Genomic DNA, 14153 nt, shown 5'->3' on the forward strand with positions numbered 1-14153 from the left:
CTGATTTTGCATGCGAAACGTAGGCGCTGCCCTGCTGCTGGGGTGGCTTTTGATTGGAGCTGTAGCGCCGGCCGCCGCCCAGCTCAGCGCCCGGAAACACACGAAGCCACCCGCGGCGGTGACGCTGCCTGCCGCGCCCAGCACCTGGCGCAACGTGCCGCAGGTAGCCGCACCGCACGCCCCCACCATGTCGCGGCAAGACCGCGCGGCCTACGAGCACTGCCCCGACCCGCAGCGCTACGCCCGCAAGCACCGCAAACCCAAAATGGTGCGTATTTTTTGACGCCGAAACCCCGTCGTTCATGCAGCCTTCACTTGCTTGGTCCGATTCTTGGCTAGCGGTGCAAAACCCTTAAATTTGTTGACCCTCAACGTCTCTAATCCCACTCATACCATGAAAAAAGCACTCGTCCTGGCGCTGTCGCTCGCGCTGACTGGCATGGCTGCCCAAGCCCAAACGGCTGTTCAGCCCGCCAACGCGAAAGAAAAGGCCAACGGTCCGGTGATTTCGTTCACCGAAATGAAGTACGATTTCGGCAAGATCAAGCAGAACGACATCGTAGAGCACGTGTTCAAGTTCAAGAACACCGGCACGGCGCCGCTGGTCATCAGCAACATCGGCGTGAGCTGCGGCTGCACCACCCCCGACTGGACGAAGGAGCCCGTGATGCCCGGCAAATCCGGCACCATCTCGGCCAAATTCAACTCGGCCGGCAAAATGGGCATGCAGAACAAGGTGCTGACCATCGAGTCGAATGCCGTGGGTGGCAACACCACCGTGTCGCTGGTGGGCGAAGTGCTGGACCCTGCTACCGCTACGGCGGCTGATCTGGCCCCGGTGGCTGCCGACAAAGTGAAAGCCAAAGACGGCGACGTCAAGGTAAAAGCCAAAGCCAAGAAGTCGTAAGCTTCTTTGCAGAGGTGCCACCCCACAAAAAACCGCCCGGCTGGAGCTTCCAGCCGGGCGGTTTTGCGTTCGGGAGTTGCCGTTTGCTACGCCATGCGCACCACGGCCACGGCCAGCATCACCCAGCCGATGATAAAGCACAGCCCGCCCAAGGGCGTGATGGGCCCAAACCAGCGCTGCGATGTGAAGCACAAGCCGTAGAGCGAGCCGCTGAACAGCACAATGCCCGCCAGCCAGAGCCAGCCGATAGTGCCCAACGAAGGCAGGTCGGGCCGCACCAGGCGCAGAATGCCGAGGGCCAGCAAGGCCAGGGTGTGGTAGAACTGGTAGCGCACGGCGGTTTCAAACGTATCGAGGCGGCCGGCTTTAGCTAGGAAATCGTGCAGGGCGTGGGCGCCGAAAGCGCCGAGCGAAACGCCCAGGGCGCCCAGTACGGCGGCAATCAGCAGAATAAGGCGAGCAGTCATTGGGAATCGGGTGGGAAAGGACGGGGCAAAGGTACGAAGGCCGGTGGGCCGGGGCTAGACGGGGTAGGGCCGGCTGCCGAAAATGGCGCTTCCCACGCGAATCAACGTGCTGCCTTCTTCGATGGCGAGGTGGTAGTCGCTGCTCATGCCCATGGAAATTTCGCGGAAGCCAGCATCGTCGGCGAAAAACCGCTGGCGCAGCTGCTCGAAGTAGCCGCGCAACTCACGAAACTCCTGCCGCAGCTGGGCTTCGTCGTCGGTGTTGGTGGCCACGCCCATCACACCGGTCAGGCGCACGTGCGGGAGCGGCTGTTGGCGGAGCGTTTCCAGCAGGGTTTCGGCTTCGGCGAAATCGAGGCCGGTTTTGGTGGCTTCTTGCCCGATGTGAAACTGCAGCAGCCCGTTGACGACGCGGTTGTGCCGGGCCGCTTGCCTCTCAATTTCCAGCAGCAGCTTCAGGCTGTCGATGCTCTGAATGGTGTGCACGAAGGGAGCAATGTACTTGACCTTGTTGGTCTGCAAGTGCCCGATGAGGTGCCACTCAATATCGGCCGGCAACTCAGGCTGCTTGGCGGCTAGTTCCTGCACGCGGTTTTCGCCGAACAGGCGCTGCCCCGCCTCATACGCCTCCCGAATCAGCTCCACCGGGTGCGTTTTGGACACCGCTACCAACCGGCAGTTGGTGCCCGCTAGTTCTTGGTGAAAGTGGCTGAGGGTGGTTGCAATGGACATATCGGGGAGGCTAGAGAAACGGAAAAGAGAAAGCTGCCAGCGAAATGCAAGCAGAGTAGGACTTGGAGTAACTGCTAAACTAGTCCTCCAGCGCGTTGGTAAGGAACGTGTTTTTCAGCCCCAGCCACAGCAGCCACATGGCCAAGGCCCAGTACAAGTAGTAGCGGTAGTAGTCGTGGGTGTTGCGGTAGCGCGTCTGGCGAACTTCAGACTTTTCGAGCCGGTCGATGCGCTGGAAGATGCGCTGCAGGGCGCGGGCGTCGGTGGCGCGGAAAAACTGACCCTCGGCGGCCGCGGCGAGCTGGCGCATGGTGGTTTCGTCGAGCTGGGTTTCCACGAAGCGCGGGCGACCCAGCTCGTCTTTGCCGTAAGGCACGGTGCCGTCGCGGCCCAGACCAATGGTGTAGAGCTTCAGGCCGAAGGCATGGGCCAGCTGCGCGGCGGTGAGCGGGGCGAGGTTGCCGGCCGTGTTTTCGCCGTCGGAAAGCAGGATGCACACGTGGGAACGACCGGGCGAGTCGCGCAGGCGGTTGGTGGCCACGCCCAGCGCTGTGCCGATGGCGGTGCCGTCGGCGGGTACCATGCCCAGGCGCAGGTTGCTCAGCTCGTCGTCGAGCAGCTCGTAGTCGGTGGTCAGGGGCAGCACCGAGTAGGCTTCGCCCGCAAACGCCACCAGCCCGATCCGGTCGCCGCGGCGGCCGCGCACGAAGTCGCGGGCCACGCGCTTGGCCGCTTCGAGGCGGTTGGGCAGCAGGTCGCCCAGCTCCATCGAGGCCGATACGTCGACCGCCAGCACGATGTCGATGCCCAAGCCACTCTGCTCAATACGTTCGTCGGTGCGCTGCGGCCGGGCCAGGGCCAAAATGCCGAAAGCCAAGCTTAGGGCTAGAACCAAGTCAGGGATGAAACGCAGCAGAGCACTCCAGTGGCCGCGTACCTGGCCCCGCACAAAGGCCACGGCCAGCTTGCCGCGCCAACGCTGGGCCAGGGCTTCGCGCAGCAGAAACAGCAGTGGTACGGCCGGCAACAGCAGCAGTACCCGCGGGTGCGCCCACTCGTAGCCGGCCAGCGTGGAGTAACGCAGGCCGTCGAAGAGAGGAGCCAAAAACTGGTGCCAAAGCTGCTGCATGGGCGGCAATGCGGAAAAACGCAGCCAAAGGTACGGAGCCGCGCCCAGCAGCCTTACGGGCGGGCGTTGACCGGTGAGGCCTCGGCCGGGCGGTGCAGGAAGGCAGCGGCCACGCTGGCGTAGCGGCGGTCAGCAAAGCGGCGCAGCAGCTCCAGGGCCTGGTCGGTCTGGTCGGCTACTTCGTCGGGGAGCTGGTTGCCGTAAATCACGCGGTCGGAGAGCTGCAGGGCGGTGCGCACGTCGGGGTCGTTTTCGTAGTGCGCCACAATTTCCTTCGTGGTGAGCGTATTCAGGGCGTTTTCTTCGAGCCGGGTGAGGTAGTTTTTCCAGAGCGTAATGGCCCGCTCCATGTTGGCCAACGACCGGCTCAGCTCGTAGCGCTCCAGGTGGCGGGCGTACTGGGCCAGAAAGTACACGTGGTTGCGCCGCAGCTTGTAGAGCTGAAACCGGCGGCTGAGGCGGCGCCCGAAGCTCCACCAGCCGATAGCGGCTACCACCAGCAGCAGCGCCGCCGCCGCCAACCAATACGGGTAGTTAAAGCGCGGCGGCACGGGCAGCGGGGTGGTGTTCTGGCGCAGCGGCGGCAAATCGGCGCCCGGGGGCAGGGCAGGAGCGGAAAACTGCACCCGTACCAGCGCCGGCGGGGTGCGCAGCAGCAGCGTATCCTGCCCGCGCAGCAGCGTAATGGGCAAGCCGAGTTGCAGCGTCGAGTCGAGAGCGAAGGTGCGCAGCGTGTACCGGCAACGGTCGAGGCTGACGCCCTGGCGTGTGAGGGTGGGCCAGTAGCGCCGCTTCACGTACTCAAACGGTTTGAAATCGGCCGTGGAATCGGGGAAAACGACGTTCAGTGCCGGATTGTGCCGGTACACCAGCTCGTAGTCAATCAGCTCACCGATGCGCACAGCCGGCCGCAGGAACCGGCCGTGAGGCAGCGTGTCGGGCACGGCGGTGGCCGCCCGCGCAGCCCATCCGCCGCTCAGTCCCAGACTCAACACCAGCCCAACGTGAAGCAGCAGGCGCGGCATCAGGAGCTGGACCGGGCGGGGCCGCGGCGGTTGCGGAGCCGAAACAGGTTCACGAGCTGAGGCACGTAATCGGTATCGGTCGAAATGGAAAGGAAGGCGGTTTTCTGGCGGCGGCAAATCTGCCCGATTCGGTCCCGGTTTTGCTCGTAGGTGAGGCGGTAGCGGGCCCGCCAGGCCTTCGAGGAGGTATTGACCCACACCGTGCGGCCGGTTTCCTGGTCGCGCAGCGGCACAATGCCCAACGGCGGAAATTCCCGCTCGCGCTGGTCGAGCAGCTGCACCACCACCAAGTCGTGCTTGCGGGCCAGCATGGTCAGCTCCCGCTCAAAATCGACGTCGATAAAATCGGAAAGCAGCAGCACCAGCGTGCGGCGCTTGAGCAGGGCCAACGCCTGCCGAATACCCGCCGCCACATTGGTGCCCGCGCTGGTCGGCTGTAAGCCAAAAACCGACTTGATGAGGGCGTAGGCGTGCCGGATGCCTTTGCCCGGCGGCAGGTACAGCTCTTTCTGGTCGGAAAACGCCAGCACGCCCAGCTGCGCATCCTGCCGGGCCGCCGACAAGGCCAGAATGCCGCAAATGTCGCGGGCCACGTCGAGCTTGCGGTGGCCTTCGGCGCCCACCAGCTGCGAGCGGCTCACGTCGAGCAGCAGCAGCACCGACTGTTCGCGCTCCTCCTTGTAGGTTTTTACGAACGTGCCGTGTCCTTTGGCCGATACTGCCCAGTCGATGGCCCGCACTTCGTCGCCGTACTGGTAGAGGCGCACGTCGTCGAACTCCAAACCAGTGCCTTTGAACACGGAGTGAAAGTCGCCCTGCAGCTGCGCGTCGACCACCTTGCGGATGCGGATTTCCAGCTGCCGCAGGCGGCGAATCAGCTGTTGCAGCGACGTTTCGGGGGCGGGGGCGTTCATCGGAAAAGCTAAAATACGCGGGCCGGCCTGACCAGGCCCCATCGGGTCGGTTTTCGGGGCAAAACAGCTGCGCCGCTGCTCTCAATTCGGGCAGCCGACGGCCAAGGTATTACCTTTGCGGGGTGAAAACTCCGCTGTTTGCGTTTCTGCTCGTGCTGCTGGGCCTGTTTAGCCAGTGCGGCCGCCCCGAAGACCCCACACCGCCCGCCAACCTGCTGCCCCGCGACAAGATGGTGAGCATGTTGATTGACGTGCACTTGCTGGAGTCGCGCGTGGGAGCAGCCAACTTGATGCAGGACTCTGCCACGGCTCTGTTCGATCAACAACTACAGGAGCTGTACTGGCGGCAGGAAGTCAGCCCCGAGGTGTTCCGGGCCAGCTACGAGTACTACGCCATTCACGACAAAGACCTCGAAGAGCTCTACAAGGTGGTTATCGACAGCCTCGAACAGCGCGAATTCCGACTGCAGAATAAGTAGCTCGGCTGCCGTTTCGCCCCCCCCAAGATTGGATATACAGCGGCGGTGTCGGAGCGTCATTGCCGCGGCACCGCCGGCGTTTTCACGCCAGCCGACTGCCGTTGGGCACCGGCGCCGACAACGTGGCCAGCACAATGCGGCCCTCGGCATCGGGGGCGCCGGTCACGAGGACTTCGGAGCGGAACGGCCCAATTTGTTTCGGCGGAAAATTGACCACGCACAGCACCTGCCGGCCCAGCAGCGAATCGGGCGTGTAGAGGTCGGTTATTTGGGCACTGGACTTGCGCTGACCGATTTCGGGGCCAAAGTCGATGAGCAACTGGTAGGCCGGCTTGCGGGCCTCGGGGAACGGGCGGGCCTCCAGGATGGTGCCGACGCGCACCTCAACGCGCTCGAACTCGGCCCAGGAAAGCGGGGTGGTAGACATGGCCGCAAGGTAGGCGGCCGGGCGGTTTAGTCGGCGGGTTCGGCCAGGGCAAACGCCTGCAATTCGCCCAAACGGGTCTGCACTTTCTTCTCCCAGGCCAACTGCTGCACCTGGTTCAGGCCGTGGTTGCTTTCCACGTCGTAGCGCTGCTGCTCGCGCTGCCACTCCGAAATGGTGAGCTTCATGAGGTTGTTGAACGCCGGCTGCAGATGCTCGCAGTCAAACGTGGTGGCCTTCAGCCGCTGACGCATGCGCCGGGCATATACTTCGGTGAGGTCGAAGTGGGTTTGCTCGTGGCGCAGCAGGGCTGCCGAAGCCGTTTGGGGCGCTTTTACCCACGACTGCGACGGCGTGAACGTGGCCTGCACGGTGGAGGAAAACACGAAATCCTGGCAGCCCACCTTGGCACCGATGTTGGCCGTGGTGAGGGCGTGCAGCGGGTCGCCGGCGGCGGGCTTGGCCTTGAAGTCGGCCCAAGTGAGGGGCCGCCGCGCCGACCACACCAGCAGCTCGGGCTCGGCTTTGGTGGCTGGCGTGGTTTGGGGCGGCTGCACGGCCGTGAGCAGCGGCAGCAAGAAAATCAGCAGCAACGATTGCATAGCAACGAGAAAAAGCGGTTTACCAAGCCGTAAAGTTGTTGGGCTAACGCAGAATACCGGCCGGTTCGTTCACGGACCGGGCCGGTGCTACCGACGTAGTGCTCAGGCGCCCAAAGCGGTAGAGCAGCAGCCCCGCCACCAACGACAAGCCCACCAACAGCCCGATCCAAACGCCTGTGGCGCCCCAGCCGAGTACAAAACCCAGAAAATACCCCAGCGGCAAGGCCGCCGCCCAGTACGCCAGCAGCGCGACCACCGAGGGGATTTTTACGTCGTGCAAGCCGCGCAAAGCGCCCAGCCCCACCACCTGCAGGCCATCGGACACTTGAAACAGCGCCGCAATGAGCAGCAGCGTAACGGCCTGGGCGGCCACGGCGGGGTCGTGGTTGTAGAACTGCGGCACCCAGGCGCGGCCTGCAATCAGCAGCAGGGCCATGGTGCTCATGAACGCGAAGGTGAGCAGGTAGGCCGTGTAGCCGGCGTGGCGCGCGCCGGCCCGGTCGCCGAGGCCCAGCAGGTTGCCCACCCGAATGGTAGCCGCCGCCCCAATGCCGCTGGCCGCCATGTATGTAACCGAGGCCACGTTGATGGCAATTTGGTGGGCCGCCTGGGCCGTGGCCCCAATCCAGCCAACCATGATGGCCGAGAAGCCAAAGGCCCCGACTTCGAATATCATTTGCACGCCAATGGGCAGGCCCAGGCCCAGCAAGCGGCGTTGCACTGCGCCCACCGGACGCAGCCAGTGCCCTGCTGCTGCACGGTAGACGGCCAGGCGCGGCGCCCGCAGCACGTAGGCCGCCATGAGGATGGCCATGAGGGTACGGGCTACCAACGTGGCCCAGGCGGCGCCCATCATGCCGAGCCGCAGCGCCCCGAAATTCCCAAAAATGAGCACGTAGCAGAGCACGGCGTTGAGCACGTTGGCCAGCACCGACAGCTGCATGGCCTGGCGCGTAAGGCCCAGGCCTTCGGCAAACTGCTTGAACCCCTGAAATACCATCAGGGGAATGAGCGACAGAAACACCACCCGTGCCCACGGCAGCGCCAGCTGCACCACCGCTGCGGGTTGGTCGAGGTGGCGCAGCAACGGGGCAATCAGCCAGCCTAAACCAGCCAGCAGTACCCCAGCCACCGCGCACAGCACCACGCCGTTCGTCAGCAATTCCCCCAAATGCTTGGTGTTACCCTGCCCGTCGGCGGCGGCTACCAGCGGCGTAATGCCCATCGACAAACCCAGGCCCAGCATCATTACCACCGTGGTGATGCTTACGCCCAGCGACACGGCCGCCAGCGGCACCGTGCCCGTTTGGCCCACCATCACACTGTCGCACACGCTTACCAGAATGTGCCCGAGCTGGCTCAGCACGACCGGATAGGCCAGCAAAAGGGTGGGGCGAACGTGCGGACGAAGGGAGGAAAGTGCCATGGGGCCGCAAAGGTACCGGATGTCGGTGGGCGGAACTGAGCCGTACCGCATGATGCCCGGGGGAAAGGCAGCTTGCCCTTGCCCATAGACCATCATGCGGAACGACTCATTTACGCGCGAAAGGGCCCTTAGCGCTACTCAGGGCCACAACATTGCTCCAGGTCTACTACTTGCCAACCGGCGCCAGCAGCACGTCGGCAAACCAGGCTTGCTCGTCGGTAAACACCTCGAGCACCTGCAGGCCAGCCTCGGCTGCCAGCGCCTCTATTTGCGGCAGCGTGAACTTGTAGGAATTTTCGGTGTGAATGGCTTCCCAGGCCTCGAAGGCAAACGACTGACCCAGGGCGGCTACGTGCACCTGCTGGGCCCGGCGGCTGACGAGGAAGGAGCGCATGGCGCCGTCGAGCGGGTTGTACTGGGCAAAATGCTGCCACTGGTCCACCTGAAAATCGGCCCCTAACTCGCGGTTGAGGCGGTGGAGCAGATTCAGGTTGAAAGCTGCCGTCACGCCCTGCGCGTCGTCGTAAGCGGCCTGAATGACGCGCGGGTCTTTGCGCAAGTCGAAGCCCACGAACAGCCGGTCGTCGGGGGCCAGGGGCTGGGCCAGCTGCCGCAGGAACTGCAAGCGGTCGGCGGGCAGGAAGTTACCGATGTTGGAGCCCAAAAACAGCACTGCTTTGCGACCCGGCTGCTCACGCAAGGTGGGCAGGGCGGCGGTATATTCGGCCGTGAGGGGCTGCACGCGCAGTTCCGGCAGCTCCTGTTCGAGGCTCTGGCGCAGCTCATCGAGGGCCGAGGGCGAAATATCGACGGGCGCGTACGTGAAATTAGCCTGCTGGCTCAGCAGTTCACGCAGCAGAATCTTCGTCTTCAGGCCGTCGCCGGCACCCAGCTCCAGCAAGTGTAGGGGAACCCCATTGGCGGGCATGAGGGCCGCCGCAATGGCGTGGCGGTGCTCCGTCATCAGCCCGAACTCGGTGCGGGTGGGGTAGTATTCCGGCAGCTGCATAATCTGCTGAAACAGGCGGCTGCCCACCTCGTCGTAGAAATACATCGACGAGAGGGTTTTGGGCGTGCGCGTAAGACCGCTGCGCACGTGCTCCTGTAGGGCCTGGGTATCGGGTGTGGTTGCGGGGGAAGTGGGCAAGGCGGCGAACGTAGGTGAAATAGCGGGAGAGGAGGGCATTGGGGCAGAAAAAGCGTGTGAACAAGACCGGCAGCCGGTGCGCCTGCAGTCTTACTTCGCCAAACGGATGCCGGTGAACTGCCAGCGTTTGTCGGCGTGGAAGAAGTTGCGGTAGCTAACCCGGATATGGCTGGCGGGCGTAGCGCACGAGCCGCCGCGCAGCACCAGCTGGTTGACCATGAACTTGCCGTTGTACTCGCCCAGGGCGCCGGCCGCCTTCTGGTAGCCGGGGTAGGGGTGGTACGCCGAGTACGTCCACTCCCAACAGTCGCCGAGCAGCTGGTGGCACTGGTCGGGCGCCGCGTCGGCGGGCAGCGGCACGGGGTCGAACCGCTGGCTTTCGAGGAAGTTGCCAGCGGCGGTAGCGGGGGCAAAATGCCGGGCCGCCAGTTCCCATTCGGCCTCGGTGGGCAGACGCGCCCCAGTCCAGTGGGCGTAGGCGTCGGCTTCGTAAAAACTCACGTGCGTGACGGGCGCGGCCAGATTCAGCGGCTGCAAGCCGTGGTGGGTGTAGCGCAGCCAGCGGCCGTCGCGCTCCACCCAGTACAGCGGCGCCTGCCACTGCTGGCTTTGCACCAAATCCCAGCCTTCGCCCAGCCAGTAGCGGAAGTCCTGGTAGCCACCGGCGCGCACAAATTCCAGGTACTCGCCGTTGGTCACGAGGCGGTTCTGCAGCTGAAAATTGTCGACGTAAGCGCGGTGGGCGGGCAGTTCGTTGTCGAAGCAGAAGCCGGTTGGGTCGCCGGCCGCGGGCTGGTAGCCGATGGTACCTAACTGACCCGGCACGGGCAGCCACGCGGCCGGTGCGGCGGCCGTCGTGCTTGGTTCGGCGGGTGTTTCCGGCCAATATGCAGGCGCCAGCGGGTTGGTGCTCAGAATGTACTTGATATCGGTGACCAGCAATTCTTGGTGCTGCTGCTCGTGCTGCAGGCCCAGCTCAAACACGTCGGCAAACGGCACGGCCGGGTCGCCGTCGGAAGAAGCGAGCAGGCGTTGCATGTGCTCGTCGACGTAGGCGCGGTAGGCGTACACATCGGCCAGTGGCGGGCGCGAGAGGGTGCCGCGGTCGGCACGGTTCACGCGGCTGCCCAGCGAGTTGTAGTAGGAGTTGAACAGGAACGCGTACTGCTCGTGAAACACGCGGTAGCCGGGCAGGTGCTCCCGCAGCAAAAACGTCTCGAAAAACCACGTGGTGTGCGCCAGGTGCCACTTCGGCGGGCTCACGTCGATGACGGGCTGCACCACGGTGTCTTCGGGCAGCAGCGGCCGGCAGATGTCGGCCGTTTGGCGGCGCACGGCGGCGTAGCGGGCAGCTCGCGAGGCAGCCGGGGCTGTGGTTAGGGCAGGGGCAGGGGCAGGGGCGAAATCGAGCATGGCGGCAAGGAAGGCGGAACGGTGGGAAAACTACGTATCTGCGCAAACAAAAGCCGGTATGAGCGGGACTTTATGCTCGGCGCCACTACCTAAATGTTTACCGGAGAAGATTGTTATCGGAGACGAAAAAAGTGCGCAAGCCGGATTAAAAACTCAACCTGCCGCTCGGTGCGGCGTACTGAAACACGTCCTGGGGCTGCGCAACTGCTTATAGATGAGCTTCAAGTGGCGTGGGCCTGGGGCGGTTGTTCCACTTTTTTCTCCCTAGATCATGGCAAACAAACAGCAGGGTCAACGCAGCCAAAGCGACCCGAAAGCAGCGCAAAACCAAAACGCCAGCGGCCAGAGCCAAAGCAATCAATCGTCGGCGCAGGCCCAGCAAGCCGGCTCCATCGACGGCGACCGGTCGGTGCGTAGCGGCCTCTCGGGCCAGGCCAGCCGCCCCCACGGCGAAGGCGACGGGCACCACGCCGACAACATGCACGACCCCGCAAACCCCCGCATGAGCCGCGGCACCGGCATGACGCCGCCCTCCGACAAAGGCAGCGAGCGGCAGGGCAGCAAGTCGGGCCAGGGCCGCACTGGCGACGCCCGATAACGCCGGCCGAGCTTTTGGCGTATGCATCAATGCTCCAAAACGGAGCGGCGGCGCAGCCGCTATCTTCTGTCCGTAAACGTTCCCATTATGGCTGAGCAACCAGCAAACGGTGCCGAGCAACAAGAAGACTTCCAGGCCATGACGCGGCCCGGCAGCCAAAGCAGCAGCGGCATGTCGACCCAAACCGACGATTCGCTGCTCGATGCCCTGCAGCGCGAGCAGCAAGCCCAGGGCCAGCAACCCATCGTGCCTGCCATCGAGGCCCAAGCCACCAACAGCGCCCAAGCCGAGTCCTCGCCGCTGGGGCGCAACCCCGAAGCCACTACCGGCCCGGTAACCGACTAGTTGAGTACATTTTCTGAAGCCGCCGCCGGGCGGGCCGCCCTTGATTGAGCGGCCCGCCCGGCGGCGCTATTTTTACGCCCACCGTATTCGCCGCCGATGCCACTTCGCCTGCACTATTCCCGCCGCGCCCTGCAGTTCAACTTCCCGGCCCGCACCTCGCGCGGCGCCCTTACCGAGCACGTGGCCTGGTACTTGCACCTGACTGACCCGGCATATCCCGACCAGCAAGCTGTGGGCGAAGCCGCGCCGCTTGCCGGGCTCAGCCCCGACTACCACCCCGGCTTCGAGACGCGTTTGCAGCGGCTGTGTGCCGATTTTTCGGCCGCCCAGCTGACGGATGCCACCGCCGTGAACCCCGCCGACTGGGTGGAGCCGGAATGGCCCGCCCTGCGCTTCGGCCTCGAAACCGCGCTGCTTGACTGGGCCGGCGGTGGGCGGCACCAGCTGTTCGACAACGCATTCAGCCGCGGCGAGGCGGGCATTCCCATCAACGGCCTGGTGTGGATGGGCGACGCAGTATTTATGGGCGAGCAGATCCAGAAAAAGCTAGCGGAAGGCTTTAGCTGCCTGAAAATGAAAATCGGCGGGCTCGATTTTGCCACCGAATGCGCGCTGCTCGACCACATCCGGCGCGTGGCCAGCCCCGCCGAGCTGGTGCTGCGGGTAGATGCCAACGGCGCTTTCGCCCCGGCCGAGGCACCCGAGAAACTGGCGCGTCTCGCCCGGTACGCCCTGCATTCCATCGAGCAGCCCATTCGAGCCGGGCAGCCCGAGGCGTTGGCCGCGCTCTGCCGCACCTCGCCCGTGCCCATTGCCCTGGATGAAGAGCTGATTGGCGTGACCGACCCGCGCCAGCAAGCGGCGTTGTTGGATGCCACGCAACCGGCCTACGTGGTCCTTAAGCCCACGCTGCTCGGCGGTTTGGCCGCTACCCGGCACTGGATAGAGCTGGCGGCGGCGCGCGGTATCGGTTGGTGGATTACCTCGGCCCTCGAATCCAACGTTGGCCTGAATGCCATCAGCCAGTTCACGGCCCAGTACGACCTGCTCGGCATGGCCCAGGGTTTGGGTACGGGGCAGCTCTACCACAACAACGTGGCCTCGCCACTGCAAGTGGCGGATGGGGCCCTGCATTACCGCCCGGCCTTGCCTTGGGAATTGTGAAAACCGGGCGAAAAAGCGGAAACCGCCAATACTTTTAGTATCTTATTCCGCTAATTCTTGCCTTGTTCGCCTGCCTGCTATGGCCCCGCTCGCCTTGTTCCGATGTCTGTGCGCCAACCATGCCTGGCAGCGGCTTATCTGGACCGTGCTGGTGCTGCTGTTCACGGCCGAAGCCGGGTATGCGCAGGCCCTCTTTCAGTTCAAGCCGGCTTGGCGCAATTCCGTGCGCACCTCGTTTCAGCTGGAGCGCAACTTGGTCGTAATCCAGGCTCGCCTCAACGGCTACGGGCCCTACAACTTCATGCTTGATACCGGGGTGGGCACGTCCATCATCACCGACCCCACCTTGCGCGACTCCCTGGGGTTGCGCATCGGGCAGCAATATTTGGTGGCGGGCGTGGGTGAAGAAGCTCCGGTAGTGGCCTTCCAGAGCGACAGTGTGCGGGTGGAACTGGCGGAGGGCCGTATTGCAGCGGCTGCGCTGCCGATGCTGCTGCTCTCCAACGATGTATTCGACCTGTCGGCCTACGTGGGCATGCCCATTCACGGCATTTTGGGCGGCGACGTTTTTCGCCATTTTGTGGTCGAAATCGAGCCCGAGTCGCGCCAGTTGATTTTTCGCCGCCCCGATAAGTTTAAAGCCCCCACGGGCCAGAAGTGGGCCCATTTGCCCATCATCATCGAAGGCGAGAAAGCCTACGTGGAAACCCAGGCCCGCCTTTCCGATTCGACGGAAGTGCCCCTGAAGCTGGTTCTGGATACCGGCGCCGGCCATGCGCTGTCGCTGGAAACCGGCTCCGATGCCCGCATCAAGCTGCCCGACCAACGCCTGCGCACCCACCTCGGGCGCGGCCTCAGCGGCGACGTGCACGGCTACCTGGGGCGGGTACAGAGCCTGCGCCTGGGGCGTTACCAGCTCAGCGCATTGCTCACCTCGTTTCCCGATAACGCCTCGGTGCGGGCCCGCGTGTCGGTGCCGCGCAACGGCAACTTGGGCTTCGAACTGCTCAAGCGCTTTCACATCATCATCGACTACCCGCACAACGCGCTGCTGCTGCGGCCCAACGCCCAGTTTCGCGACCCGTTCGAGCACGACATGTGCGGGCTCGACTTGCTGGCCACCGGCACCAACTTCCGCAACTACGTGGTGCACCGGGTAGAGGCCGGGTCGCCGGCCGCACAGGCCAACCTGCAGCCCAACGACGAAATCCTTTCCATCAACCTCATGCCCGTGGGCAATATGACCTTGAGTCAGATCAGCCGCATGCTGCACTCGGCCGATGGGCGCCAGCTGTTTTTGCTGGTGCGGCGCAACGGCGAAATGATTGCCACGCGCCTGACCCTGAAAAGGCAGATCTAAACCGGCCGCAGAGCAAGGCTT

The 14153-nt window shown here is 64.2% G+C and carries 17 protein-coding genes; 7 read left to right on the forward strand and 10 right to left on the reverse strand.

The window, feature by feature from the left end; all coding sequences use genetic code 11:
• The first annotated feature begins 10 nt into the window (after positions 1–10).
• Entirely contained in the window at positions 11–283 is a 273-nt protein-coding gene (locus F0P96_RS17930; RefSeq protein ID WP_151080324.1) for a hypothetical protein, read from the forward strand.
• Positions 284–394: 111 nt separating this feature from the next.
• A complete protein-coding gene (locus F0P96_RS17935) occupies positions 395–907 on the forward strand; it encodes a DUF1573 domain-containing protein (protein ID WP_151080326.1) in 513 nt (170 codons plus the stop codon).
• 86 nt (positions 908–993) lie between these two features.
• Here the strand turns inward: F0P96_RS17935 and F0P96_RS17940 are convergent, their stop codons facing one another.
• The 5 genes from F0P96_RS17940 to F0P96_RS17960 all read right to left on the reverse strand — a co-directional run bounded on the left by F0P96_RS17940 (position 994) and on the right by F0P96_RS17960 (position 5174).
• Complete coding sequence (locus tag F0P96_RS17940; protein ID WP_151080328.1) at positions 994–1374, reverse strand: DUF423 domain-containing protein; 381 nt, start codon at positions 1372–1374, stop codon at positions 994–996.
• A gap of 54 nt (positions 1375–1428) precedes the next feature.
• Entirely contained in the window at positions 1429–2106 is a 678-nt protein-coding gene (locus F0P96_RS17945) for a YggS family pyridoxal phosphate-dependent enzyme (RefSeq protein WP_151080330.1), read from the reverse strand.
• A 79-nt stretch (positions 2107–2185) separates the two neighbouring features.
• The gene (locus F0P96_RS17950; protein WP_167291236.1) at positions 2186–3235 is read right to left on the reverse strand and encodes a VWA domain-containing protein; all 1050 of its coding nucleotides are present in this window, start codon (positions 3233–3235) and stop codon (positions 2186–2188) included.
• A gap of 53 nt (positions 3236–3288) precedes the next feature.
• A complete protein-coding gene (locus F0P96_RS17955) occupies positions 3289–4260 on the reverse strand; it encodes a hypothetical protein (RefSeq protein ID WP_151080331.1) in 972 nt (323 codons plus the stop codon).
• On the reverse strand, positions 4260–5174 hold the full coding sequence (locus tag F0P96_RS17960; protein WP_151080333.1) for a DUF58 domain-containing protein: 915 nt from the start codon (positions 5172–5174) through the stop codon (positions 4260–4262). Before F0P96_RS17960 ends, F0P96_RS17955 begins: the two co-directional genes overlap by 1 nt.
• Before the next feature lie 122 nt (positions 5175–5296).
• Between F0P96_RS17960 and F0P96_RS17965 the strand changes: the two genes are divergently transcribed.
• Positions 5297–5653 carry a DUF4296 domain-containing protein gene (locus F0P96_RS17965; RefSeq protein ID WP_151080335.1) on the forward strand — a complete coding sequence of 119 codons (357 nt, stop codon included), beginning with the start codon at positions 5297–5299 and terminating at the stop codon, positions 5651–5653.
• Between the two features lie 82 nt (positions 5654–5735).
• Here F0P96_RS17965 and F0P96_RS17970 read toward each other — a convergent pair whose 3' ends face one another.
• The 5 genes from F0P96_RS17970 to egtB form a co-directional block, all read right to left on the reverse strand.
• Positions 5736–6080 carry a tRNA-binding protein gene (locus F0P96_RS17970; RefSeq protein WP_151080337.1) on the reverse strand — a complete coding sequence of 115 codons (345 nt, stop codon included), beginning with the start codon at positions 6078–6080 and terminating at the stop codon, positions 5736–5738.
• Positions 6081–6106: 26 nt separating this feature from the next.
• Positions 6107–6679 carry a DUF922 domain-containing protein gene (locus F0P96_RS17975; protein WP_151080338.1) on the reverse strand — a complete coding sequence of 191 codons (573 nt, stop codon included), beginning with the start codon at positions 6677–6679 and terminating at the stop codon, positions 6107–6109.
• 43 nt (positions 6680–6722) lie between these two features.
• Positions 6723–8105, reverse strand: a complete 1383-nt coding sequence (locus F0P96_RS17980; RefSeq protein WP_151080340.1) for an MATE family efflux transporter — start codon at positions 8103–8105, stop codon at positions 6723–6725.
• 166 nt (positions 8106–8271) lie between these two features.
• A complete protein-coding gene (gene egtD / locus F0P96_RS17985) occupies positions 8272–9291 on the reverse strand; it encodes an L-histidine N(alpha)-methyltransferase (protein WP_151080343.1) in 1020 nt (339 codons plus the stop codon).
• A 51-nt stretch (positions 9292–9342) separates the two neighbouring features.
• Positions 9343–10665, reverse strand: coding sequence for an ergothioneine biosynthesis protein EgtB (gene egtB, locus F0P96_RS17990; protein WP_167291237.1), 1323 nt, complete (start codon positions 10663–10665; stop codon positions 9343–9345).
• A 271-nt stretch (positions 10666–10936) separates the two neighbouring features.
• Here egtB and F0P96_RS17995 point away from each other — a divergent pair, with 271 nt between their 5' ends.
• The 4 genes from F0P96_RS17995 (at position 10937) to F0P96_RS18010 (ending at position 14132) form a co-directional block, all read left to right on the forward strand.
• Positions 10937–11263 (forward strand): hypothetical protein, encoded by a 327-nt coding sequence (locus F0P96_RS17995; protein WP_151080346.1) that lies wholly within the window; start codon positions 10937–10939, stop codon positions 11261–11263.
• A gap of 87 nt (positions 11264–11350) precedes the next feature.
• Positions 11351–11608, forward strand: coding sequence for a hypothetical protein (locus F0P96_RS18000; RefSeq protein WP_151080349.1), 258 nt, complete (start codon positions 11351–11353; stop codon positions 11606–11608).
• Between the two features lie 96 nt (positions 11609–11704).
• On the forward strand, positions 11705–12772 hold the full coding sequence (locus tag F0P96_RS18005; protein WP_151080353.1) for an o-succinylbenzoate synthase: 1068 nt from the start codon (positions 11705–11707) through the stop codon (positions 12770–12772).
• Positions 12773–12851: 79 nt separating this feature from the next.
• Complete coding sequence (locus F0P96_RS18010; protein WP_160619830.1) at positions 12852–14132, forward strand: aspartyl protease family protein; 1281 nt, start codon at positions 12852–12854, stop codon at positions 14130–14132.
• Positions 14133–14153 lie beyond the last annotated feature (21 nt).

Origin of the sequence: Hymenobacter busanensis, from assembly GCF_008727865.1 — a bacterium.
Lineage (GTDB): Bacteria > Bacteroidota > Bacteroidia > Cytophagales > Hymenobacteraceae > Solirubrum > Solirubrum busanense.